The following is a 22,221-nucleotide window of genomic DNA, read 5'->3' on the forward strand; positions in this document are numbered from 1 at the left end:
CACTACCTTTTTGGGGGTGATCTCAGGCGAGTTGTTTGTCGAGGTGTGTCGCAGAGCGATGCCAGCTGCCTTCAAGACGTTGCCCACTTTTGCCGTGACGTGGTGGTGACGACGCGACCATCCTTTTCGATGGTGGCTCCTGGAGGCGGTCGCGGAGGAGCGGTTGCCATTCGGGGCAGAGCGGCGCAGTTCCTTGCTGAGTATGAGGGCCAGGAACGAGCAGAACACATGCCCGGGTTGGTGCTGAGTTGACTGCCGCCTCCGATTTCGCGTGCGAAGTCCCAGAAGATGTCTAGCCCCATTCAAATGCCAACTTTGCCGGCCTTGCCGCGGCTTTTCACGCGCGGCCAGGCGAGGAGATGGCGGTCGACGAGGTCGATCCCAATGGACTGTGCCGGCCTCGCTCGGCTACTGGCGTGAGGCATCCTTGACGACACCGCCCTGCACCGACAACGTCGAGATGTTGGCAATGAAGCCGGTCGAGGTCGACGCTGCGGATGTAGGGAATTTACCTCGCGCTTCCGCCTGAACGCGCGGCCGATCCGTTCACCCAATTGGCGCTTCATCCTGGGCCGCGGCTGAGGCCTGTGGGGTGCGGCTACCCCGCGTGGATCGGATCATCAATCAACTTTCTCTCATTTATGAAAGGAAACTCCCCGCTTACGATAGAATCCATCAGCTTCATATATTTTCCGGCAGATGGATGTCGAACGGCAGAAATGTCTGTCCTGGTGTTTCAGCAGTGCCGGTCTCGATAGCCCGCGTCATCAGCGTTATCAGCTCCTGGGAAAGCCGGCGCATTGGCGTGGCGACCGCCATCGTGATGATGTTATCAGCGAGTGCCGCCCGAGATTCCGGCGTGATTTCATTCACGATCGCGACGAGATCGCGACTTTTACCCTCTTCCCGGACCGCGGAGATGGCGCCCTCCATGCCGCCCCCGGCGACATAGAAGCCGACGAGCTCGGGTTCCCGCTGCATGAGATCAAGCGTTGCCTCGTAGGTGACCTGCCGTTTCTCCAGGTTCACAAGCGGATCGAGCACCTCGAACGTCGGCGCGTTCTCACGGCAATAGGAGCGAAAGCCGACGTCACGGAGCTCGTGCCCCTGGAAACGATGGCTACCGACAAACACCGCCACCTTGCCGGGCCGTTTTGCGACCTTGGACACCATCCAAGCGGCCGTGCGCCCCACCTTGCGGTTGTTGAGGCCGATATAGCCCTGTCGCACGCCGGCGGCGAAGTCGGAAAGCAGCGAGAAAACCGGAATGCCTTTGGCCTTGAGGTCCTCAACCGCTGCTGTAATTTTTGGGTGGTCCGGTGCCACCATCGCGATCGCATGGCAGCGTGCGCCCAAATCCTTGAGCGGTGCGATTAGGTCGCTCGGCATATGTGACGGGGCGAATTGGATGAGCGGAATGCCGTGGAAGGACTGGGCCAAATTGACCGACGCTTCGACCTCGCGCGCAAAGTCTTGGTAGAAATGCTGGGCCGGTTTTCTCAAGATGAAGCCCAGACGGTAGCACGGTAGGTCTCGCCGCAAGCGCTGCTTGATGAGCCCGGCAGCATGATAGCCGATCGCGTGGGCGGCGTCGTGGACCCGCCGCGCGGTCTCCTCGCGCACCGGATGGCGGGCGTTCAGAACCCGATCGACCGTTGCTACGCTGACTCGGGCTTCGCGGGCGAGATCGGCAATTGTGGGGCGCTTGGTCATGGGTCCTATTCTGATTGGTTTTTGACGCAGGCTGGCTCTCTGTCACCTAGCGCGATTCGACAATGGTTTCGGGTGGGCAAAGTGAAGACGCCCGCATACTGAATGATCGACAGCGTATTGGACTACTCCAGACGTAGACCGGCCGGGTATAACGGAAGGTTCATTCGCTTAGGGCGGCGACGATTTGCACTCACACATTTAGCGCTTCTGATACATGGTCCGTGAGGCGCCGTTTAGAGCCTGCGAGTCGGTCGTTCAGGTCATGTGACCAGCTTGGCGAAACCGGTCGCGGTGCGTCGCCCTTACTCGGCGGAGGATAGCCGATTTGATGCCTCGGCAAGCTGATGACCGCAGAAGGCGGCTTTCATCTGCGCTCGGTCCAATTCTCCTTCCCAGCGGGCGACGACGAGGGATGCCACTGCGTTACCAACGCAATTAGTCAACGCCCGGCATTCGGACATGAAGCGGTCGATGCCGAGTATCAGGGCCATCCCAGCAACGGGAACACTCGGAACTACGGCGAGCGTAGCAGCCAGGGTGATGAAGCCCGCACCTGTCACACCTGCAGCGCCCTTGGAGGAAAGCATCGCAACGAGCAGCAGCAGCACCTGATCGCCGATTGACAGGTCCGTGTTCGTCGCCTGCGCGATGAAGAGGGCCGCCAGGGTCATGTAGATATTCGTGCCGTCCAGATTGAACGAATATCCGGCCGGGATGACGAGACCCACAACCGAACGCCTGGCGCCCGCCTTCTCCATCTTCTGCATGAGCGAGGGGAGCGCGGCCTCCGAGGAGGACGTTGCGAGCACAAGCAGCAGCTCTTCCTTGATGTAGCGAATGAGAGAAAAGATCGAAAAGCCGTTGTAGCGACAGACCGCGCCGAGAACCCCGAACACGAAGAGGAAGGCGGTGAAATAAAACGTCGCGACCAGCATCGCGAGGTTGACGACCGAACCGATGCCATATCTACCGATGGTGAAGGCCATTGCGCCGAAAGCGCCGATCGGCGCGGCTTTCATCAGAATGCCGACGAGCTTGAAGACAGGCGCGATGAGCGCCTGAAGGAAGGAAACGACAGGCTTGCCCGTCTCTCCGGCCATCGCGAGCGCCATGCCGAACAGAACCGAGAAGAACAGCACCTGCAGGATGTCGCCTTCCGCGAAGGCACCGACAATCGTTGGCGGGATGATGTTCATCAGGAAGCCGGTGACCGACTGCTCGTGGGCCTTTGCGGCATAGGTATTCACGGCCTGGACATCGAGCGAGGCCGGATCGATGTTGAGGCCGGCGCCAGGCTGGACGACATTGGCGACGATCAGGCCGACGATCAGCGCGAGCGTCGAGAAGGTGAGGAAATAGACCATTGCCTTGCCGGCGACCCGGCCGACCTTGTGAAGATCGTTCATGCCGGCAATGCCGGTCGCAATTGTCAGGAAGATGACAGGCGCGATGATCATCTTGACCAGCTTGATGAAGGCATCACCCAGCGGCTTCAGGCTCTCGCCGGTCCCCGGATAGAAATAGCCAATTGCGACGCCTAGGGCGATGGCGGCAAGCACCTGCGCGTAAAGCTTGGCATAGAAGGGTTTGCGGGGCGCGGGACTCGCGCCGCGGACTTGTGCAGCTGACACTGTTTCTCTCTCCCTGACCGGATCGAGGTGGCGTGACTTCTCCCGGGCTTCTCCCTATCGCGGCGCTCCGGTCGAACGCTGCACCAACGCCGCCGCAATACCCATGCCAAATGGATCCGCATGACCTGAACTGACGTTAGGCTCGCCAATGATGGGATGAATGCGGTGGCACAAGACGGGAATGACAAGGCCGCCGTCCAGCACGCGCTTGATGTTCTCCAGCTATTGCCGGTCGATCTCTCTGGCTTGCGGTTTTGCTGCACATCGTGGCGGGCTCCTCGGTTTGCCGACTTTGGGAAGGGCCGCATCGCTGGCGCAGAATTGCCGTGTTCTTTGCCGCGCTCCCGCTGCAGCGACAGCTTGAAAGCGACGTCGAGACGTAGGGATTGACGCCGCTGGTGCTGACCGCGACGATGCGGTTCAGAAGTTCCGAGCACCGCCGAGAAAGCCGCGCTCGACCGCCACCTTCGCGCCTTCACACGCGACGCCGCCGCCTTATCTGCGTCATCAATATCGAGGAAATGGCGGTTGCCGCGACCGACCAGTGTCGTCGGCAGTGATTATCGCTCCCGCCCCTGGTTCGCAGGCGCTGGTGACTGGCACGGCCCGGCAACTCGGCGCGGTCAGCCGCTCGGGCACCGCATCGCCGGCGCCGTATTTCTGTCGTTCAACATCGCCGAAAAAATTAGAACTGATGAATTCTATCATAGGCCGCGAGGTTTCCTTTCACGAATGAAAGAAAGCTCGATTGACTATCCCGCCTCGCTCCAGTCTTTTGAAAATCAACGTGTGGTTGCCCCCGTGCAAGCCGAGAACGTGGCCAAGCTTCGTGGAGGGAGAGCCAAGCGATGCGTCAGGGGTCGACCCGCTTTGCACTCGACCACACGGCGGTGGCACGAGTTCACGTCAGAGCATTTTCGCGCTTGCCCGCGACGTCGCGGGCGCACATGCCGCCGGCATGCATTTCATGGCGCGAGATCGAGGATCATATGCACCACAACATTCCCAAATCAGAACAAAATGCCAGCGAGTGCCGCATTTCGCTTCCGGATGCGAAAAGGGCTTACCCAAAGTCCGAGATGAACACCGCGGTCCCTTTTGTGCCATCGCACGAGCACGCGCTTACCGGCATCTTCGAAATATCGAAAGTACTCACCGACCCCGCCCGGCTCGAAGTCACGTTGGCCAAGGTCGTCGATCTCCTGCCCTCGTTTGTGCAGATGCGGCACGGCATCATCGCTCTCTTCGACGCTGAGGGCGTACTGGACATCACCGTAGTCACCGGCTGCGACGAGAACAGCGATGAGCGCTCCCGGATGCGCCTGCCGCGCAAGGCAATCGATCTGATTGTGACGACGGACACGCCGCTCGTCGCCGAGAACATAGCGGTGCATTCGGCCTTCACTGCCGCTGACATAGAGGTGCTTGGGGCCTCCGACACCGTGTCCTTCATCGGCGTTCCCATTCGTGTTGATGGGAACGCCGTAGGCACGCTGACTATCGACCGCGCCTTGGACAGCAGGTCAACGTATCGGCTCGATTATGATGTCCGGCTGCTCACCATGATAGCCAACATGGTGGGACAGACAGTCAAGTTGCACCGCTTCTCCGCGGGCGACCGCGAACGACCGACGGAGGTGGAAGATGGGCTGCAAACGCAATTCTCTGATGTCAAGCACCCTGCACCGCAGCGCAAGAAGGTTCACGTCAAGGGGATGATTGGCGATAGTCCGGCGCTAAGCGCACTGCTCGAGAAGATCGCAGTGGTAGCTAAGGCAAAGACCACGGTCCTGTTGCGAGGCGAATCCGGTACCGGGAAGGAGCTGGTCGCCAAGGCAATTCACGAGTTGTCGCCGCGCGCCAAGCGGCCCTTCATCAAACTCAATTGTGCAGCGCTGCCAGAGACAGTCCTGGAATCCGAATTGTTCGGTCATGAGAAGGGTGCCTTCACAAGCGCGTTCAATTCCCGCAAGGGTCGCTTTGAGCTCGCCGACAAGGGGACGTTGTTTCTGGATGAGATCGGCGAGATCTCGGCCTCCTTCCAGGCAAAGCTACTGCGCGTGCTGCAGGAGCAGGAGTTTGAGCGCGTCGGCAGCAACCAGACCATCAAGGTCGACGTTCGCGTGATTGCCGCCACGAACAGGAACCTTGAAGAGGCGGTTGCAAGGAATGAGTTCCGCGCCGACCTATATTATCGCATCAACGTGGTTCCCTTGCTGGTGCCGGCATTACGCCAAAGGCGCAGCGATATTCCGCTCCTCGCAGCTGAGTTTCTCAAGAATTTCAACGATGAGAACGGCCGTACGCTGACCTTCGATGCGCGTGCGATTGAAGTACTGATGAAATGTGAATTTCCCGGCAACATTCGCGAGCTTGAAAATTGCGTGCACCGGACAGCGATCCTGGCGGAGGGACGATCAATCGGGAGAAACGACTTTGCGTGCTCCCACGACCAATGCTTTGCCGAGGCGCTGCGGAAGAGCAGATCGGGCAAGGCCGCGCTGCAACCAGCGCCAATCCTCCCAGAGGCAGTGAATCCGGCCACGCCGCCGGATGCGGCCGCTCGTTCGGCCGCCACCACAGTCCCGCCTGCCGGAGCAACCCACTCATTGGGCGCGAGGACCACCGACGCCGAGCGCGTCATTGCTGCCATGGAAAGATGTGGCTGGGTGCAGGCAAAGGCGGCGCGCCTGCTTGGACTGACCCCGCGCCAGATTGGCTACGTGCTGAGGAAATACGGCATCGAGGTCAAGCGTCTGTGAAAGCATGACTCAGGCGGATTAGCTGAGCCGCTTAGCGGCTTGGCCCGCGCAGGGATGCAGATCCGCGTCCGCGTCAAGTCGATCCGACCGAGGACAGCCTGGCCGAATTCCCGTGGCAGCCGGCGTTGCGACCATCTTGTGAAAGGCGACGCTGCCATCGTCAATCCGTCCGCCATGTTGCTCTCGTTGCGAGCTCATACGGATGCCCCTGTGCGACTGAAACGGAGATAAAATATGTCCGATGCAAAACTGCAAGCTGTGCTTTCGTCTCTTCCGCAAGGGACGCGACAGTTAGATGCTCTGCCGTCCAACGGACCAGCGCCGGACAGAAGTTTTGTCAAGCTGAATACGAATGAGAACCCGTTTCCGTTGCCGCCAATCATAATGCAAAGTGCAGTGGCGGCCCTCAATCGCCAGTATCTGTATCCGGAGGACGATAACATCAGCTTGAGGGAAGCAGCGTCCAATACCTATGGCGTATCCACGGATCAGGTCATCGCAGGCAACGGGTCGTCTGAACTGCTCGGACTCATCTACAGAGCTTTCCTCGCCCCTGGCGACAAGGTGGCGATGATATCGCCAGGGTTTTCGTTCAACCGCAAACTTGCCATGTTGCATGGTGCTGAGTTTCTCGAGATCGGATGTCAAACTCATTCGCTGCCAATCGAGCAATTGCTTTCCGGTCCGGCAAAAGACGCCAAGTTCATTCTGGTGGCCAATCCAAACAATCCGACCGGAACATTCCTCTCGATAAGCAATATCGAACGCCTCGTGGCACAATCGGATCGCCTGGTCGTCCTTGATGAGGCCTATGTCGACTTTGCACCCGATCACGGGCTGCGCCTCATCAACCGTTATTCGAACCTTCTGATCTTGAGAACATTTTCGAAGAGCTATGCCGCCGCCGGCATTCGCGTCGGTTTCGGTTTCGGTCACCCTGAGATTATTGGCAGGCTGCGCAACATCCAGAACGTCTTCAACATGAACGTGATCGGGCATGCGGTTGGTATCAGCGTGCTTGCGCATCGCGGCGCCTACGCAGAGAACCACAAGCACATCAGACATGAACGACAGCGAGTGACAGCCGCACTGTCGCAACTTGGATTTTCCGTAACGCCCTCCCACGCAAATTTCTTGCTAGCCCGTGTGCCAGCGGGACAGGACGGCTCATGGTGGCAAGCAGCCTTGGAAAGGCAAAAGATACTCGTTGCCTACTTTCCGGACAATGGTTTGGAACATTGCATCCGCGTCAGCATCGGCACAAAAGAGCAATTGGATGCATTTCTTGCTGCCGCTCGCGATATAGTTGGAAGCTTAAACATACCAAGCACCACGGGCAGGGGAGCGTCAGGCTCTGCTCGTTCGGTACGCTGACGCTAATCCGAGATCACACACTGCTATCTTTCGACTTGCTTGGTCACCCAAGCACGACAACATTTTTCTTTAAAATCGGGGACAATATCGAGTGACAAACGTCTTTCCTTCAAACCTAGCCTTCGGCATCTTCGATCATCTGGACGAGGACCGCCTCGATATCGCCCGGCAGTACGAAGATCGCCTGATATTAGCAGAGGCGTGCGATCAGCTAGGGTTCTATGCCTATCATCTCGCAGAGCACCACTGTACCCCCCATGGGAGAGGTCCATCGCCGAATCTGTTCTTATCGAGCGTCGCCCAGCGCACCCGGCGCCTGCGTCTCGGACCCTTGGTGATGCTGCTTGCGCTTTATCATCCGCTGCGTGCGTTCGAAGAGATCTGTATGCTGGACCAGTTGAGCGGTGGCAGGCTCGAACTGGGCATAGGGCGCGGTGCTCTCCCGATCGAATTGGGTTACTTCGGGATTGGTGCGGACGCGGTGCCGGGCCGCTATGCGGAAGCCAGCGAAATTCTTGTTGAAATACTTGTTAATGCCATGAAGGTTGGCACGCTGTGCTATCAAGGCCGCCATTTTGAGCTCAATGACGTTCCTTTGACGCTAAGACCTCATCAGCGCCCACATCCGCCGACATGGGTCGCCGCCAATCGACCCGAGTCCGCAGCCTGGGCCGCTGCGAATGGAGCAAATATCGCGTGTGTAGGACCTTCCTCTTCTGTTCGCAAAACTACTGATGCGTTCCGCGCCTATCGAGAGGACAACACTGACACGGGCGATCGAGCGCCATTTATTGGATTGCTCCGAATGGTGGTGATTGGGCGTTCTGAAACAGACGCGTATTCGATCGCGGCACCTGCTTACGATCGATGGCTCAAGAGCTTCCAATTCCTTTACGAGCTTAACGCTATCCCCACTCCACCCAACCTGCCGCTGACCTTCGATGCGGCAATAGAGCGTGAATTGTGTGTGGTAGGATCAGCAGAATCTGTGCGAGAAGCTCTGTTAGATCAGTTGGAAGAGGCAGGTGCCAACTACCTGCTTTGTCAACTGGCATTTGGAAATCTGCCGCTAGATGCTTCCCTGTACACCGCGACGACCATTCAATCCGAAATCATGGCTCGACTTGTCTGACCGTGAAATTCGCGGTCTGATCTGAAGGTTAAACTCGTAGTAACAGCGCTCCCTCACATCCACGTGCTCGAGCGTGCACGTGGTGGGGACGGGCAATCGGGAGGGAGGCCAAACTGACGACGAGCCGGCGGCACAGATTACCAGGTTTGTGCGTTGGCTGGCGTCTGGGCCATCGTGTGAACCTGCGCCATCCTAAGGAGATGATGGCCGAGCGCGTCACGGTGCCGGCACGCGTCTGCTCGTCGCGCTCGCGCTAGTCGTTGCACATAGCCCGCCGCAGAGGTTCTTCTGGCCCGGGGCGGCGCCGGTGCGGCGCCCAGATCCAGCTTCATCAGCGGCTCGGCGGTAGCAAAGCCGTCACTCGCTACGGCGCTGTTGAGGGCGCGCTCGCGAGCGGCTTTGCTACGCCGAGCGACACCACCTGGAGCGAGTTCGCCCGATGTCGCGGGGTGCACCGCGGTCGCATAACGATGCTGGAGGAAATCGTTCGCAGCCGGTCTTCACGATCTGCGCGAGTGCTTTGCATGAATGCTGCCTGCTTCCTCGTCTGCGGCGGCCTGAGTGTCCGCCGGCACGCCCGAAGTCAATGCCAGTACCACAAGGCCGCCAAGACGTCAGGTCTGGGAGCCGGCTTGTACGGTCGTATCGTGTTCGGGAATATCGTCGAAGGAGGCGTAGTTGAGATTGTAGAGTTTGGAATACAGGCCCCCCATAGCTATTAGCTGATCGTGGTTGCCAGTCGCAATAACTTGGCCATTCTGAAGCACGATGATGCGGTTGGCACCCCGGGTCGTGGCAAGACGGTGGGCGATCACGAGGCCAGTGCGGCCTTCAAGCAGCTTTATCAGAGCCTTCTGAATCTGCATTTCCGTGTAGCTGTCGATGTTGGCGGTAGCTTCGTCGAGCACGAGGATCTTGGCGTCGGCGACGAGGGCGCGGGCGAAACTGATAAGCTGGCGCTGGCCTAGAGATAAGTTGTCGCCGCGTTCGCCAAGTTGGGTCTCATACCCATCGGCGAGGCTCATGATGAAGTCGTGGGCGCCGACCGCCTTGGCCGCCTCGATCACCTTGTCGCGCGTGGCTTCCGTCTTGTGGTATCGAATGTTCTCGAAGACCGTCCCGGTGAACAGGAACGGCTCCTGCAGCACCATGGCGACCTGGCGGCCGAGCGATTCCTGGGTGAGATCGCGCACATCATGTCCGCCGACCAGCACTTGGCCCTGCTGAACATCATAGAAGCGGTGGACCAGGGCCATCGCGCTCGATTTGCCAGAACCGCTCGGCCCGACCAGTGCGACCGTCTCGCCGGGATTGACCCGGAAGGAGACATTTTTCAGCACCGAATGGTTCGGATTGTAGCCGAAGGTGACGTCCCTGAACTCGACCGAGCCGTCCATTTCGGGCGAAAGCACCTCGGCATTGGGTTTGTCCTGAACATCGATCTTGACGTCGAGCACATCGGTCAGGCGCTTGCCTGAGGCCATGGCGCGCTGCATGACCGAATATTGCAGGGTGAGTGAGCGGATCGGGTCAAAGAAGCGCTGGATGTAAAATAGGTAGGCAACCAATACGCCCACATCTATTCGGCCATTCATGACCATCGAGCCGCCGACCACAATAACGGCGGCCATGGCGAGGCCGGTGAGGCCATCGACGATAGGCACCATGACCAGTGCATATTTGGCAGCGATCAGGTGGGTCCTGAGGTTGGCATGGGCCTTGTCGTCAAAAAGGATGAAATTCACCTGCTGGCGGTCCATGGACTGGACGGTGCGCACGCCGTGAATGGCTTCGGCCAGCGCGCCGTTGACGACGGAATTAGTCTCGTGTGCAGCCATGAAGGCGGCGCGGGCACGCGGCAGCCAGACAATGCGGACGATCACCAGGACCGGCAGAACCGAGAGCGTCAGGAGGCCGAGGCGGAAGTCGAGCCACAGCATTACGAAAACGATGCCGAAGAGAAGCGCAACATCGCCTACGGAATATACCGAGGTTTCGAGGAATTCCTGTATGGAGTTGACGTCGCCTTGCAGGCGCGACATGAGGCGTCCGACCTCGGTCTTGTCCATGAAGGAGAGCGAAACCTTCTGCAGATGGCCAAACATGGCGCGGCGGATGTCGAACAGGACAGTTTCGGCCACTTTCCCAACCACGGTTTCCTGCATGTAGCCGGCAGCGAAATTGACCAAAATCGCCAAAACGAACGCGCCGACGGCCGCAAGCTGGGCTGAGCGATCGGTCCTTGCAGGGTTCATGCCCTGGTCGATCGCGTAGCGGATGATCAACGGGATGAGAAGCTGCGTCCCGGTGAAGATCAGCATTGCTGCAATGGTGATGACTACCCTGGCCCGATAGGGACGGACGAAGGTCCAGATGCGCCGGAGGATGCTCTTGTCGAAAGCCCGGCCGAACATCTCCTCCTCGATGCGGTGCGAGCCGACAACGGCGCGCGGAGGGCGTCTGCCGTCGTCACGTTCGGCTTCGAGTTCGCCGGCGCGGCCCTGCGCCATCAGCGGGCGCCCCCATACTGGGTCATAATGTCATCACCCGGGCGCGTCTGGAGATCGTAAAGGGCCTTGTAGCGTCCCCGCTTCGCCAAAAGCTCTTGATGCGTGCCGCGTTCTACGATTTCGCCGTTATCGACAAAAAGGATCTGATCGGCGTGCATAAGCGCACTCAGCCGGTGCGCGATGATGATCGTCACCCGATCCTTGGCGAAGCGCCGCATCGCCGCGCGGATGCGCTGCTCGGTGCCGGCATCGATCGCCGCCGTTGAGTCGTCGAAAACGACGACGGAGGGGCGCAGCATCATGGTGCGAGCAATCGTGAGACGCTGGCGCTGGCCGCCAGAGAGAGAGACGCCGCGTTCGCCCACGACCGTCTCGTAGCCTGCTGGGAGCCCGAGGATGTAGTTGTGGAGCTGGGCGAATTCGCCAGCGCGTTCTATTTGCTGTCTCTTCGCCCAGGGATCGCCATAAGCGATGTTGTTCTCGATCGTGGTGGTGAATAGGAATGCATCCTGCTGTACGACGGCGACCGCCTTGCGAAGCGTCGCGAGGGTGACATTACGTATGTCCTGGCCGTCCAGCGTGATGGCGCCACCGGTCACGTCGTAAAAGCGGGGGACCAGATGAGCCATCGTCGATTTGCCCGAACCCGGCGGACCGACGATCGCGATCGTCTCGCCTCTACGGGCCTCAAAGCTGAGGTTCTTCAGAATGGCGCAGTTTTCGGCGCTGGGGTACGCAAACGAGACATTGTGGAAGCGCAGAGTGCCGTCGCTTATCTCGAGCGGTCTGGCCTCGAGAGCATCCCTGATTGTGATCTCCTGGTCGAGGAGACCGAAAAGCCGCGAACCGCAGCTAGAAGCGCGGGCAAAGGCATTGACCATGAGGCCGATCTGGCGGACTGGCATTTGCAGGATTGTCATGAAGGTCAGGAAGGTCGCCACCGTTCCGACGCTGATCTCGCCAGCGACGAGCCTGCTGCCACCGATCCAGAGCACCAATCCCATTGCGAAAAAGAAGGACAAGGTCATCGCCGACGTGCTGGGCACGTAGATGTCAACTCGGTCGTGGGCGAGGTCGAGCGCGTTCTTGGAAGCGCCGTCGAACTTCAGCATCTCATAGGCTTGAGCCGCAAAAGCGCGGACCACGCGCATGCCTGCGAGATTTTCCTCCATCACGCGGCTTAGTACTGAAAGCCGCTCATGCAGGTCGAGCCAGGTGGCGCGCAGCCTAAGCTGTGTGGCCGATGAGCGCCAGGCGACAAAAGGCACGAAGCTCAGCGCGACCAGGCCGAGCATGGGATCGGTCGAGATCATCATGTAGGCGCCGATCCCGATCAGCATGGTGAGCAGGAGCACGCGAATGAGCGCGGTGGAAAAATACATCCGCACGCCTTGGAGATCGAGCATTCCGATGGTGATCAGATCGCCTGAATGGACCCGGTCGTGAAAGGAAAAGCTGAGACGCTGGATCTTGTCGTAGTAGGCGAGCCGCAGTTCGTACGCGACATGATGCCCGACGGCTTCGGCAAAATAGTTCTGCGCCATCGTGAAAAGGCCGCGTAGCGCGCTGACGGCGAGCAGCAGGAGAGCCGGGGTCCAGAGCGCTTGTCCTGCCGCGGTCCCCGCGACACCGCCCCCAATGGCTGTCTGGGTCTGGTCGACAGCCCGGCCGAGAAGCTGGGGAATGAGCAACTGGAGGATTGCCGCCATGATCGTCGAGCCCATAGCGAAGGCGACCTGCCAGGGATGCCGCAAATTCATACGCGTGATGCGCAACAGCGTACTCAAATCCCGGCCCCAGCGCGTCGCTTCCACATCGGTCAACGAATTCAGAGCGTTCGTTGCGCTGTCGATAGCATCACTGCTCACGGGTGTATTCCCGACTGCATTTTGCGCCTTCGAGGCAAGCCGAAGGACCAATCATCAAAGGGGCCCGCCATTGTTAATCCTGTCCACCACCTGCAGCAGTACCCGTTCCTATAAGCCGAGCCGCGGCTTCACTTACTGGCATGTCGATCACCGTGATTCCGCTTGCCGCAAGGAAACGCGATTCGTTTCTGGTCAGCGTTTCCGCGTCCATTACCGCGCAATGTGGACCTCGGGAGCGCTTCATGATCTGCCTGGCGTAGGTGCGCAGCATCTGATCGTTGAAGCGGCAGCCAACGAAGAAAAATCCGCGGGTGATGCGCCGTTCCTTCACCACGTCTGGGATCGGTGTCTGGATATCGATTTCGGTCAGGACTTCGACATAGTCGGAATCTGCGACGAGAAAGTTTTGCGCCGGCCTAATACTCCCGTGAGGTGTATAGAGAACCGTCTTTGCCCCCGATCGGGGGTCGAGTTCCCTCCCGGACAAATCGTAGGTTTTCGTCCAAATGTTACCGATTTCGTTCGCCCGCGTGACGCCTTGTATCTCAACGACGTCCGTTCGGCCGGTCTCTACGAGAGCCGTGCGCATCGCGCCGTCGTACCAGCTGTCGACGATGAGGGAGAGCGGCAGCCTTGCGAGCCAGGCGTGGAGGAGGGTCGGCGCCACCGGCGCTGCGAATATGTCGGTCATCCAAGCTTGAAGCGTCCGGCGATGCCGGCGCTGTTCGATGAACTGCGCAACCGACCACATATTGGTGCGGATCCTGGAAGGGGCTGGCGCCCGTGCATTGAGTGCCGCGGCAACGACCTCCGGCGTATGTGGCACAGGCGGTTCCGCACAGTTGAACCCAAGAAGACCCGGACCGAGATAGGGGATCACCTCATCGGCGGCGAGCGCTTCCTTCGCCAGGTCAAGCAGCTTTTCGGCAAAACTGTCCCGCACGATGACCAGGTGGCCCGATGTCAGGATCGTGTTCATGCTCGTTTCCTCGCGACGCACCTATCAAGGGGCAGCATCAGTCCTGTTCGGAAACCTTCCTTGCCTCGACGGTGATCGGCAGACGCGTATCCCGTGGAAGATCGGGTAGGAGGAGCCGCCACCCGTTCCTGAGCGTCACAGTTCCGCCCCACAACTCTTCCTTCTCGAGCTTGATGATCGGCTCTTCGAGGTCCTTCTTCGGGACATACGCCGACAAGCCAGCCTCCGTCCTGCGGATCATGACTTTCATCTGGCCGTCCCTTCATTGGTATTGCTTTCAGCACTGCAGGGCGCCTCGGCTTTGTCGAGGCTCATCAGTTCACGCGCTCGCATGCCGACGACCGTGCCACGGTCGACCCATTCGACCGCATAGATGAAGAACTGCTGGAGAAAGGTGCCAATGTCGCGCACATATCCCTCGTCGCCCTTCCGCACGAGATTTTCGCCGATCTCCCTGCCAGGATAGGTCCCGTCATTTTTTATGTGGCGAGTGGCACGTACCCGCTCTCCCGGCATAAATCGTGGAGGCCTGCGGATTTCGACCTCCTCTTCGCGTCCGAGCGACATGTCCGTTCCCTGATTTCTCTTGAGGCTGCAGATTGTGAACAAAGGCGTTCCAGGCGTCCTGCGAAGGCATCCCCGACCATGTCGGCAGCCCAATGTTCGTCACGCAGGAACGCAGGTCTTCGGCACCGGGCATACCGAGGCACATTGCTGCGCATCGAAGACCCCGTCGCACTCGGTGCACTTTTGCGGCTCGATCACATAGCTCTCGCCTTTGAACTTGATCGCGCCGGAGGGACACTCGAATTCGCAGGCGCCGCATTGGGTGCATTGGGATGCGATGATCTTGAAAGCCATTTTAACTCCTGGTCCGAATGGATGAGACGCGCTCAGGCCGTCGCCGCGAGTGCGGGGGTCCCAGACGCGGCCGCGTAAATCGCGCTGATTGCGGTCTCGATATAGTCGTGGGCATATGCGTCGGTGGCTTGGATTCCAGCGTCGGCGAGCTGATCCTGCGGGCAGTCTCCGATCTTGGCGCACAGCACGACATCTATGCCCTCAAGCGCAGCGATGACGCCATCCAGGGTGGCCTCTGCGCCCCAGCCGCCGAGACAATACTGCTCGACCTTGCGATGCCCGACAAAGCTGATCCCTCTCGGCGAGGCTTCGTAAACCTGGAATTCCTTGGCATGGCCGAAATGTTCATTGACGCGGCCGCCGCCCTTGGTCGCCACCGCGAAGAGAAGGGACTTGCCGGGGCTCGCTGCCTTGACCAATCCGATCGCTTCTCTCCTAGCCGCCACGTGATCACGGCGCTCCTCCGCGACCAGCTCCCGATAGGCCTTGCGATTGCTGGCATCGTAGGTGACCTCGCCGGGAATCCGGTCGACTGTGAATTCCTGGCCACGATCCTCACCGAGCAGGCCGACGGCATCTGCCCGGCACTGCCGGCAGTGGCGCATCAACTGGGCGCCGCCTTCGACACGATCCTGAAGAGCCTTCATCTCCATTGCGTTTGGGCCGCGTTGCCCCCTCAGTCCGTAGTGCGTGCCGTGCGCCGGGTCCGAAATCAGCGGCATGAGGTTGTGCAGGAACGCGCCTCGCTCCTTGACCCATCTATTCACCTCGATCAGATGCTCATCGTTCACGCCGGGGATCATCACCGAATTGATTTTGGTGAGGATGCCGCGCGCGGTCAGCATCTCCAGGCCCAACATCTGCCGCTCGTGCAGGATCCGGGCGGCTTCGATGCCGACGTAGCGGCGATGGTCGTAAAAGATCCAAGGATAGATCTTTGCACCGACCTCAGGGTCGACCATGTTGATGGTGATCGTCACGTGATCGACATTCATGTCGGCAAGCTCCTCGACATGGTCCGGCAGCGCGAGCCCATTCGTGGAGATGCAAAACTTGATGTCTGGGATTTCCCTGGCGACTCGTTCGAACGTTGCCTTCGTCTTCTTCCAGTCGTAACAGGCATCGCCAGGTCCGGCGATGCCGAGCACGGAAAGCTGCGGCACCTCGTTGGCGACCGCGATCACCTTGCGAAGCGCCTGGTCGGGCGTCAGCTTTTCGGAGACCACCCCAGGCCGGCTTTCGTTGGCGCAGTTATATTTGCGATTGCAGTAGTTGCACTGGATATTGCAGCCGGGCGCGACCGCGACGTGCATGCGCGCGAAATAGTGATGCGCCTCTTCTGAAAAGCAGGGGTGATCCTTGATCTTGTCCCAGACAGCCGGATCTGTGTCGTCCGGCTTTATCGACGAGCCGCAGGACGAAGACGCGCAGCCCCCGGCTTTCACGGTGGCAAGCAACTGGTCACCGAATGTCGTGCTGAGGCTCTCAAGCGAAATTGCCGGTGCGGACATCGAACGGCTCCGTTGCTGGGTGAATGTCGCAGTTCAAACCGCAAGAGCTATGCCAGCTCAAAGAGCGGTTTTGGTTCACGAATTGTGCTTTCGTGTCGGATTCCGTCGGATTGCTCCGACACACCTTTGTCGGGCTTCCGACAGTGGACAAGCAAATCGGGTCGCGAAGGTTACCAGCCTTGGGCGCGCAGAGTGTGAGGGAGACGTTTGACGTCATCACGACGTCTAGAATTTCTTCACCTCGATGCCATGTCGGCGCAGCGCGTAGCCGATTTGCCGCGGCGTGAGGCCGAGGATACGAGCCGCCCTGGCCTGAACCCAACCGGCCTTGTCCATCGCGTCGATCAGCCGGTCGCGTTCCGTCAGACGCGGGGGACAAGCGGGATCGTTCGGATCGCCGGCCGCAAGGGGAGATACCTTGCCTGCGGAGGCACCGATGCGACTGGCCGGCAGCCGCAATCCGACCGGCCCTGCGTTGACCCGTGCGAGATCGTCGATGATATTGCCGCCATTCGAGCGGTCGGCTCGCTTCCAGAGGAGCCAGGAAAGGCACTGGCTCTTCTTACAGGCGAAATCGGATGGCGTGATCGTCCTTGAACGCGCAAGTGTGGCCGTCCTTTGGACGCAGTTCTCCAGCTCGCGGACGTTACCAGGGAAGTAGCATTGCGAGATCAGGTCAAGGGCCGACGGCGCGAAGGCGAGTGCGCGATCGTTCTCCTTGTTGAATCGATTGAGGAAGGCGTTCGCAAGGCGTGGAATATCGCCGGGTCGCTCTCTGAGCGGAGGCAGGATAATTGGCACCACATTGATGCGGTAATAAAGGTCGGCCCTGAACTCCCCTTTTATGACGGCCGTCTCGAGGTCCTTGTTGGTGGCGCATATGAGGCGCACGTCGACCTGTAGCGTTTTGGTGCCGCCGACTCGCTCCAACTCGCCTTCCTGCAAGACACGCAACAGCTTGGCTTGAAAGGCCGGCGAAATCTCGCCGATTTCATCAAGTAGCAGCGTTCCCTCATTTGCCAATTCAAAACGACCGGCGCGCTGGGAGATAGCACCCGTGAAAGCGCCCTTTTCATGCCCAAACAGTTCTGACTCCAGAACGCTTTCAGACAGTGCGGCGCAGTTCAATTTGACGAAAGACTTCTTCCTCCGACGTGAGAGCTTATGGATGGCTTGCGCAAAGAATTCCTTGCCGGTGCCGCTTTCACCCCGCAGTAGCACGGTGGAATTGGTACCTGCTACGACCGAGACGGTTTCGAGCACCTGCTTGAGTGCGGGGCTTTCCCCGATGATCCCGTCGATTTTGACATCCGCATGCCGGGCAGGGTCGTAGGTCCTCCCCTCGTTGGGCGATTTCTCCGGTCTCCATTGCTCATGGACAGACCGCTGACGATCTGTACTCAGGATGCGATGGAGACGGATCGTCCGGCCGACAAGGTTGGCGACCATCGTCAGGAAGTATGTGTCCTCGTCGTCGCGAAAGTCGGTGGCGCCGTCTCCGGCGCGGTCGATCGACAATGTCCCAAGGATTTTATGATCAGCCTTTAGCGGGATACCGATAAAGGCAATTGGGATGGTGCCGCTGCTCGAATATGTTTGAAGGTCAGCCTGAAATAGTTGGGACTTGCGGACGTCCGGTATGAAGAGCGGCGTCCCCGTAGCGACGATTTGATCTGTTATGGCCTGTGGTATGACGCGGCGAGTGCCTGATTGAGGTGCGTGGGTATTGCCGGCAGTTGCGGCAATCTCCGGCTCTCCTTCAGCGTCCAGGACGACGATTGCTCCGTGACGCATCTGCAGAAACGAAGGCAGGATGTTCACGACATTGGCGAGCGTAATCTCCAGCTCGCTGGGGGCGGTCAGCACCTTCGATATCTCGTAGAGTCCCCTGAGCGCGATATCTGCTTGGGGCATGCTTTTGATGGGCGGTTCAGGGCGGGTATCCCGAGGTGCTACCTCGTCGACCCGATCTTGCGGTACGTGAGCCATGGAAACACCTCAGCGGTTGTCGTCCAGAGTGCTCCTCCTTTTGTGTCTGAGTCTGAATTCTGAAAGCACGGTATTCACGAGCTTCTCTTCGTGGCGCGGCAAATCAAGCAAAGATAGACTTGGCGTTGGTCGCGACCTCAGGTGTACCAAGATTGACCCTCTTGATACGGTGCGTGCGTCCTCATCCGAATTTGAAGAGGACTCCGAAGCCGCCGCGTGGATAGTTCCACTCGATCTCGCCACTGGTCTCGCACAAAATCCGGCAGGTGCCGCACTCCATGCAGCCGTCGGCAGTGATCTCCACTTGACCTTTGTCGTTCAACTCATAACATTTCGCGGGGCAGACGTGGGTCAGCGCGAGCAAGTTCGCGCTTGGCCTCTCGTGCGGTCGCACTTTGATATGCGGACGGCCGGAATCCACCAAGTAGCGGTTCTGGTAAAGCTTGTCCTCGACACGTGACTTCGTCACTGCGATCGTCATTTCGTCTCCCCTCAGCGCCACGCCAATGCAAGGCGGACCGCGTCGCTGACCAGCCCCCAGCGCGAGCGCGCCTTGATGAAGGCCGCCGTGGTCGCCTTTTCCTTCTCGATCTTCGGCGTGCCGTCGACACGCATGAAGTTCTGCGCGGCTTGCGACATCAACCGCGGATAAGCCGTGAAGTAATTGCAGGAATTGGTGTGGAGCAAGGCCGGCATGTCTTTGTATTTCCTTAGGTCCTTGACCACGAAGGACTTGTCCAGCATGGCTTTGTAAAGGGCGAGATTCCGTTTGGTCATAGGACCGTTGCGGCTCTTGACCTCGATGATTGCCTCAGCCGCGATGCGGCCGGAGGTCATGGCGAGGTTCGAACCCTCGCGGTGAATGGCGTTGTTCAGTTGCGCGGCATCGCCGACCACGACCCAGCCGTCGCCAAAGAGCTGCGGAATAGCCTTGTAGCCGCCTTCGGGAATGAGATGCGCGGAATATTCTTTCACTTCCGAGCCGGCGATCAGCGGCCGGATCGAAGGATGGGTTTTTAAGGCGTCGAGGAGGACGTAAGGGCTCTCGACCATCGCGGCGAAATCGGAGACGAGGCAGCCAATGCCCAGTGAGATCGACTCCTTGTTGGTGTAGAGGAAGCCGAGCCCGGCCATGCTGCGGGAGGTCGTGCCCACCGCCTCGATCACGCAGCCTTCATCGCCTTTCAGGCCGAACCGCTGCTCAATGACCTCTTCGGGCAGGAAATGCATTTCCTTGACGGCGAGCGCCACGGTTTGCGGCTTCGGCATCTCGCGCAGGCCGGCCCGCGTGCCAAGCAGTCCGCATACACCTTCTGCGAGGACGACCACGTCCGCGTAGATGGCTCCGCCGGCCCGGTCTGTGCGGACGCCGATCACCCTGTCTTTGGCGTCACGGATGAGTTCCATCACGGTCGTCTCGCACAGAACCGTCGCGCCGGCCTCGCGCACCTTACGTGAAAACCATTTGTCGAACTGGGCACGAATGATCGTGTAGCGGTTGGGCTTCGCCTCATTGAAGTCGTCCGACCGATAGTGAATCCCGGTATGGGATGTGTCGTCCATCACCCAAAGCCGCTGTTCAACCAAATGCCGCTCGAGAGGCGCATCGTCCCGGAAATCCGGGATGATCTTCTCCAGCATGTTCGCGTACATGATGGCACCCTGGACATTCTTGGAGCCCGGATATTCACCCCGCTCCAACTGCAGCACCTTCAGGCCGTGGCTGGCCATGGTGTAAGCAGCTGCGTTTCCGGACATCCCGGCCCCAATAACGATGGCGTCGAATTGTTCCTCAATCATGTCCATCCCTTAGCTCGCAAGCTTGTCGCGACTGTGGGGCGACAGCCGCCGGGTGAAAGCTTCCGTCAGTGCGGGCAGGAAGCGGATCGCGTCGGTGACGATCCCGAGGTGAGCGAAATCGAAAATCGGCGCGTTCGGGTCGGTGTTGATGGCCACGATGAGATCCGCCCCCTCGACGCCAACCCGATGCTGGACGGCGCCGGAAATACCGGCCGCTATGTAAAGCTTCGGCCGGATGGTCTTGCCAGTTTGGCCGATCTGCCGATCAGCTGGCATCCAGCTCTTCTGGACTAACGGGCGCGAACAGCCATGCTCGGCGCCGATTGCCCGCGCGAGATTCTTCACAAGCTGCAGGTTCTCCGCCGCGCCTAGACCGAGGCCTCCCGCAACCACGACGTCGGCATAGGCAAGATTTGCCTTTGCCGACTGACTATCCGGCAGGAAGCCGAGGATTTTGGTAACGATCTCGTCCTCGGCTACCGAGAGCTTGTGCCGGATGACACGCCCGACCGGTTTATCCGCCCGCTGCGGCATGGGCATGACCCTCGGTCGCACTGTCGCCATCTGGGGTCGGAAATTGAGCGTATAGATCGTGCACAACAAGGAACCGCCGAAAGTCGGACGGGTGGCGGCGAGCGAACCGTCGGTATCCACATCGAGTTCGGTGCAGTCGGCCGTGAGCCCTGTCTGCAAGGTCGTCGCCACGGAGCCGGCAAGATCCCTGCCGAGTGTGGTGGCACCGAGAAGAAGGATCTCGGGTTTGTGAGTATCGACCAGATCCGTCATCGCCTTGGTGAAAGGCTCGTTCCTGTAGTCGGCGAGCAGCGGCGCCTCGACGATGTAGACCAGGTCGGCACCATAAGCGAAGGCTTCGGCAACGGCGTTCCCGATGGCCTCTCCCGGCGGTCCAAGCACGACGCCCGCAAGCTGGACCTGAAGCTTGTCTGCTAACTTGCGGCCTTCGCCGAGCAGTTCGAATGATACGGGATGGACCTGACCGCGTTCGAGCTCGATGAAAACCCAAACGTGCCGGTAGTCCTTGAAATGCGCGGGCAGCTCCTTCTTTATGCCGGCACGGCCCGCGGCAGGGCGAAGGGTTTCTCGGTTCGCGTTCGACATCGTCTGATCCTTGCCCTCTCACGCGCCGCCGTTGAAGGCGAGCTCATGTTCCAATGCCGGCTGGCGGGTGAAGATTGCCGTGATGAGTTCGTCAGCGACATCGCGCAAAGCCATCTCGGCGGTGTCGATTTTTGCCGCCTTTTCCGCCCGCGCAGGAGGGGCGAAAACGCGCTTGACGACCGTCGGTGAACCGCGCAGCCCGCATTTGGTGAGATCCTCAATGCCGGCGTCGGCCGCACTCCATTTCAAGACCTGGCTGCGCGCGGCGCACAGGGCGTCCTGGATCGAGCCCCGGCGGATCTCGTTTGTGCCTTCCAGCATGGTGATCAGGCAAGGGAGCCTGCTCTTCAGCATCTGTGTGCCGCCTTCGGAGCGGCGCTCGACCCTGATCTCGCGTGCAGCAAGGTCAATAGAGGCGATCTTCGCGACATAGGTCAGTTGCAGGAGTCCGAGGCGCTTGGCGATGCCGGGCCCGACCTGGGCGGTGTCGCCATCGATCGTCTGCTTGCCGGTGAAGACGAGGTCTGGCGTGCCGAACGTCTCGCCAACCTTCGCGATTGCCTGGGAAAGGGCGAACGAGGTCGCCAGCGTGTCGGAGCCGGCAAAATAGCGGTCGGTCAAGAGCACCGCTCGGTCGGCGCCGTAACCGAGCGCCTTGCGCAGAGCGTCCTCTGCCATGGGCGGACCCATAGTGAGCACGGTGACTTCGCCACCATAGGCGTCGCGCAGTCTGAGGGCTTCTTCGAGGGCGAACAGGTCGTAAGGGTTGATGATAGTCGGAACACCCTGACGCATGATCGTGTTCGTCACCGGATGGACCCTTATCTGTGCCGAGTCCGGCACCTGCTTGATGCAGATTACAATGTGCATTGGCGGTTTCTCCAGGCTCCTGTCCGGATGCGGGCTTGGCGGTTATCTCTTTGGTGCGCATCATTCGTGCCAACTGTTTTGCGCTGCCCCAATTCCTAGAAC

Annotated in this window: 17 protein-coding genes and 1 pseudogene; 3 read left to right on the plus strand and 15 right to left on the minus strand. The window is 59.7% G+C overall.

All coding sequences use genetic code 11. The annotated features are described in order from the left end of the window. Nucleotides 1–22: 22 nt before the first annotated feature. The 3 genes and pseudogenes from NKH29_RS32660 to NKH29_RS18810 form a co-directional block, all read right to left on the minus strand. Nucleotides 23–273, minus strand: a pseudogene (locus NKH29_RS32660) (IS1634 family transposase); the annotation flags it as partial. 408 nt (nt 274–681) lie between these two features. Further along, nucleotides 682–1,713: a LacI family DNA-binding transcriptional regulator gene (locus NKH29_RS18805; RefSeq protein WP_023678260.1), complete on the minus strand. Its 1,032-nt coding sequence runs from the start codon at nt 1,711–1,713 to the stop codon at nt 682–684. A gap of 302 nt (nt 1,714–2,015) precedes the next feature. Beyond that, nucleotides 2,016–3,344, minus strand: coding sequence for a dicarboxylate/amino acid:cation symporter (locus tag NKH29_RS18810; protein WP_352506790.1), 1,329 nt, complete (start codon nt 3,342–3,344; stop codon nt 2,016–2,018). A gap of 989 nt (nt 3,345–4,333) precedes the next feature. On the opposite strand from NKH29_RS18810, the gene nifA (NKH29_RS18815) reads away from it, so the two are divergent. From nifA (NKH29_RS18815) to NKH29_RS18825, 3 genes are all read left to right on the plus strand, one after another. Further along, nucleotides 4,334–6,106, plus strand: coding sequence for a nif-specific transcriptional activator NifA (gene nifA / locus NKH29_RS18815; protein ID WP_352853875.1), 1,773 nt, complete (start codon nt 4,334–4,336; stop codon nt 6,104–6,106). A gap of 234 nt (nt 6,107–6,340) precedes the next feature. Next, nucleotides 6,341–7,480, plus strand: coding sequence for a histidinol-phosphate transaminase (hisC, locus tag NKH29_RS18820; RefSeq protein ID WP_353000299.1), 1,140 nt, complete (start codon nt 6,341–6,343; stop codon nt 7,478–7,480). A gap of 91 nt (nt 7,481–7,571) precedes the next feature. Beyond that, entirely contained in the window at nt 7,572–8,612 is a 1,041-nt protein-coding gene (locus NKH29_RS18825) for an LLM class flavin-dependent oxidoreductase (RefSeq protein WP_353000301.1), read from the plus strand. A 614-nt stretch (nt 8,613–9,226) separates the two neighbouring features. Here the strand turns inward: NKH29_RS18825 and NKH29_RS18830 are convergent. The 12 genes from NKH29_RS18830 to NKH29_RS18885 form a co-directional block, all read right to left on the minus strand. Further along, nucleotides 9,227–11,122, minus strand: a complete 1,896-nt coding sequence (locus NKH29_RS18830; RefSeq protein ID WP_353000303.1) for an ABC transporter ATP-binding protein — start codon at nt 11,120–11,122, stop codon at nt 9,227–9,229. Continuing rightward, complete coding sequence (locus NKH29_RS18835) at nt 11,122–12,990, minus strand: ABC transporter ATP-binding protein (RefSeq protein WP_353000305.1); 1,869 nt, start codon at nt 12,988–12,990, stop codon at nt 11,122–11,124. The genes NKH29_RS18830 and NKH29_RS18835 overlap by 1 nt, the downstream gene beginning before the upstream one ends. A 73-nt stretch (nt 12,991–13,063) precedes the next feature. Then, complete coding sequence (locus NKH29_RS18840) at nt 13,064–13,969, minus strand: SIR2 family NAD-dependent protein deacylase (RefSeq protein ID WP_353000307.1); 906 nt, start codon at nt 13,967–13,969, stop codon at nt 13,064–13,066. A gap of 37 nt (nt 13,970–14,006) precedes the next feature. After that, the gene (nifT, locus tag NKH29_RS18845; protein ID WP_352542071.1) at nt 14,007–14,219 is read right to left on the minus strand and encodes a putative nitrogen fixation protein NifT; all 213 of its coding nucleotides are present in this window, start codon (nt 14,217–14,219) and stop codon (nt 14,007–14,009) included. Continuing rightward, nucleotides 14,216–14,536 (minus strand): nitrogen fixation protein NifZ, encoded by a 321-nt coding sequence (locus NKH29_RS18850; RefSeq protein ID WP_352542072.1) that lies wholly within the window; start codon nt 14,534–14,536, stop codon nt 14,216–14,218. Before NKH29_RS18850 ends, nifT begins: the two co-directional genes overlap by 4 nt. A 99-nt stretch (nt 14,537–14,635) precedes the next feature. Continuing rightward, nucleotides 14,636–14,830: a 4Fe-4S dicluster domain-containing protein gene (locus NKH29_RS32665; RefSeq protein WP_502906622.1), complete on the minus strand. Its 195-nt coding sequence runs from the start codon at nt 14,828–14,830 to the stop codon at nt 14,636–14,638. Between the two features lie 32 nt (nt 14,831–14,862). Beyond that, a complete protein-coding gene (gene nifB, locus NKH29_RS18860) occupies nt 14,863–16,341 on the minus strand; it encodes a nitrogenase cofactor biosynthesis protein NifB (protein WP_353000309.1) in 1,479 nt (492 codons plus the stop codon). Between the two features lie 225 nt (nt 16,342–16,566). Next, nucleotides 16,567–18,330 carry a nif-specific transcriptional activator NifA gene (gene nifA / locus NKH29_RS18865; protein WP_353000311.1) on the minus strand — a complete coding sequence of 588 codons (1,764 nt, stop codon included), beginning with the start codon at nt 18,328–18,330 and terminating at the stop codon, nt 16,567–16,569. 181 nt (nt 18,331–18,511) lie between these two features. After that, nucleotides 18,512–18,811 (minus strand): ferredoxin family protein, encoded by a 300-nt coding sequence (locus NKH29_RS18870; RefSeq protein WP_023678245.1) that lies wholly within the window; start codon nt 18,809–18,811, stop codon nt 18,512–18,514. An 11-nt stretch (nt 18,812–18,822) separates the two neighbouring features. Further along, the gene (locus tag NKH29_RS18875) at nt 18,823–20,130 is read right to left on the minus strand and encodes an FAD-binding protein (protein WP_353000418.1); all 1,308 of its coding nucleotides are present in this window, start codon (nt 20,128–20,130) and stop codon (nt 18,823–18,825) included. A 9-nt stretch (nt 20,131–20,139) separates the two neighbouring features. Then, entirely contained in the window at nt 20,140–21,249 is a 1,110-nt protein-coding gene (locus NKH29_RS18880) for an electron transfer flavoprotein subunit alpha/FixB family protein (RefSeq protein WP_353000313.1), read from the minus strand. Nucleotides 21,250–21,267: 18 nt separating this feature from the next. Next, the gene (locus tag NKH29_RS18885; protein ID WP_352472415.1) at nt 21,268–22,119 is read right to left on the minus strand and encodes an electron transfer flavoprotein subunit beta/FixA family protein; all 852 of its coding nucleotides are present in this window, start codon (nt 22,117–22,119) and stop codon (nt 21,268–21,270) included. Nucleotides 22,120–22,221 lie beyond the last annotated feature (102 nt).

The organism is Mesorhizobium sp. M1295, from assembly GCF_040318135.1.
Taxonomy (GTDB): domain Bacteria; phylum Pseudomonadota; class Alphaproteobacteria; order Rhizobiales; family Rhizobiaceae; genus Mesorhizobium.

Bases quoted from the DNA above. Each gene is read 5' to 3' on its own strand.
- NKH29_RS18805 (WP_023678260.1), bottom strand. From the start codon at position 1,713: ATGACCAAGCGCCCCACAATTGCCGATCTCGCCCGCGAAGCCCGAGTC.
- nifA (WP_352853875.1), top strand. From the start codon at position 4,334: ATGCACCACAACATTCCCAAATCAGAACAAAATGCCAGCGAGTGCCGC.
- hisC (WP_353000299.1), top strand. From the start codon at position 6,341: ATGTCCGATGCAAAACTGCAAGCTGTGCTTTCGTCTCTTCCGCAAGGG.
- NKH29_RS18830 (WP_353000303.1), bottom strand. From the start codon at position 11,122: ATGGCGCAGGGCCGCGCCGGCGAACTCGAAGCCGAACGTGACGACGGC.
- NKH29_RS18840 (WP_353000307.1), bottom strand. From the start codon at position 13,969: ATGAACACGATCCTGACATCGGGCCACCTGGTCATCGTGCGGGACAGT.
- nifT (WP_352542071.1), bottom strand. From the start codon at position 14,219: ATGAAAGTCATGATCCGCAGGACGGAGGCTGGCTTGTCGGCGTATGTC.
- NKH29_RS18850 (WP_352542072.1), bottom strand. From the start codon at position 14,536: ATGTCGCTCGGACGCGAAGAGGAGGTCGAAATCCGCAGGCCTCCACGA.
- NKH29_RS32665 (WP_502906622.1), bottom strand. From the start codon at position 14,830: ATGGCTTTCAAGATCATCGCATCCCAATGCACCCAATGCGGCGCCTGC.
- nifB (WP_353000309.1), bottom strand. From the start codon at position 16,341: ATGTCCGCACCGGCAATTTCGCTTGAGAGCCTCAGCACGACATTCGGT.
- nifA (WP_353000311.1), bottom strand. From the start codon at position 18,330: ATGGCTCACGTACCGCAAGATCGGGTCGACGAGGTAGCACCTCGGGAT.
- NKH29_RS18870 (WP_023678245.1), bottom strand. From the start codon at position 18,811: ATGACGATCGCAGTGACGAAGTCACGTGTCGAGGACAAGCTTTACCAG.
- NKH29_RS18875 (WP_353000418.1), bottom strand. From the start codon at position 20,130: ATGATTGAGGAACAATTCGACGCCATCGTTATTGGGGCCGGGATGTCC.
- NKH29_RS18880 (WP_353000313.1), bottom strand. From the start codon at position 21,249: ATGTCGAACGCGAACCGAGAAACCCTTCGCCCTGCCGCGGGCCGTGCC.
- NKH29_RS18885 (WP_352472415.1), bottom strand. From the start codon at position 22,119: ATGCACATTGTAATCTGCATCAAGCAGGTGCCGGACTCGGCACAGATA.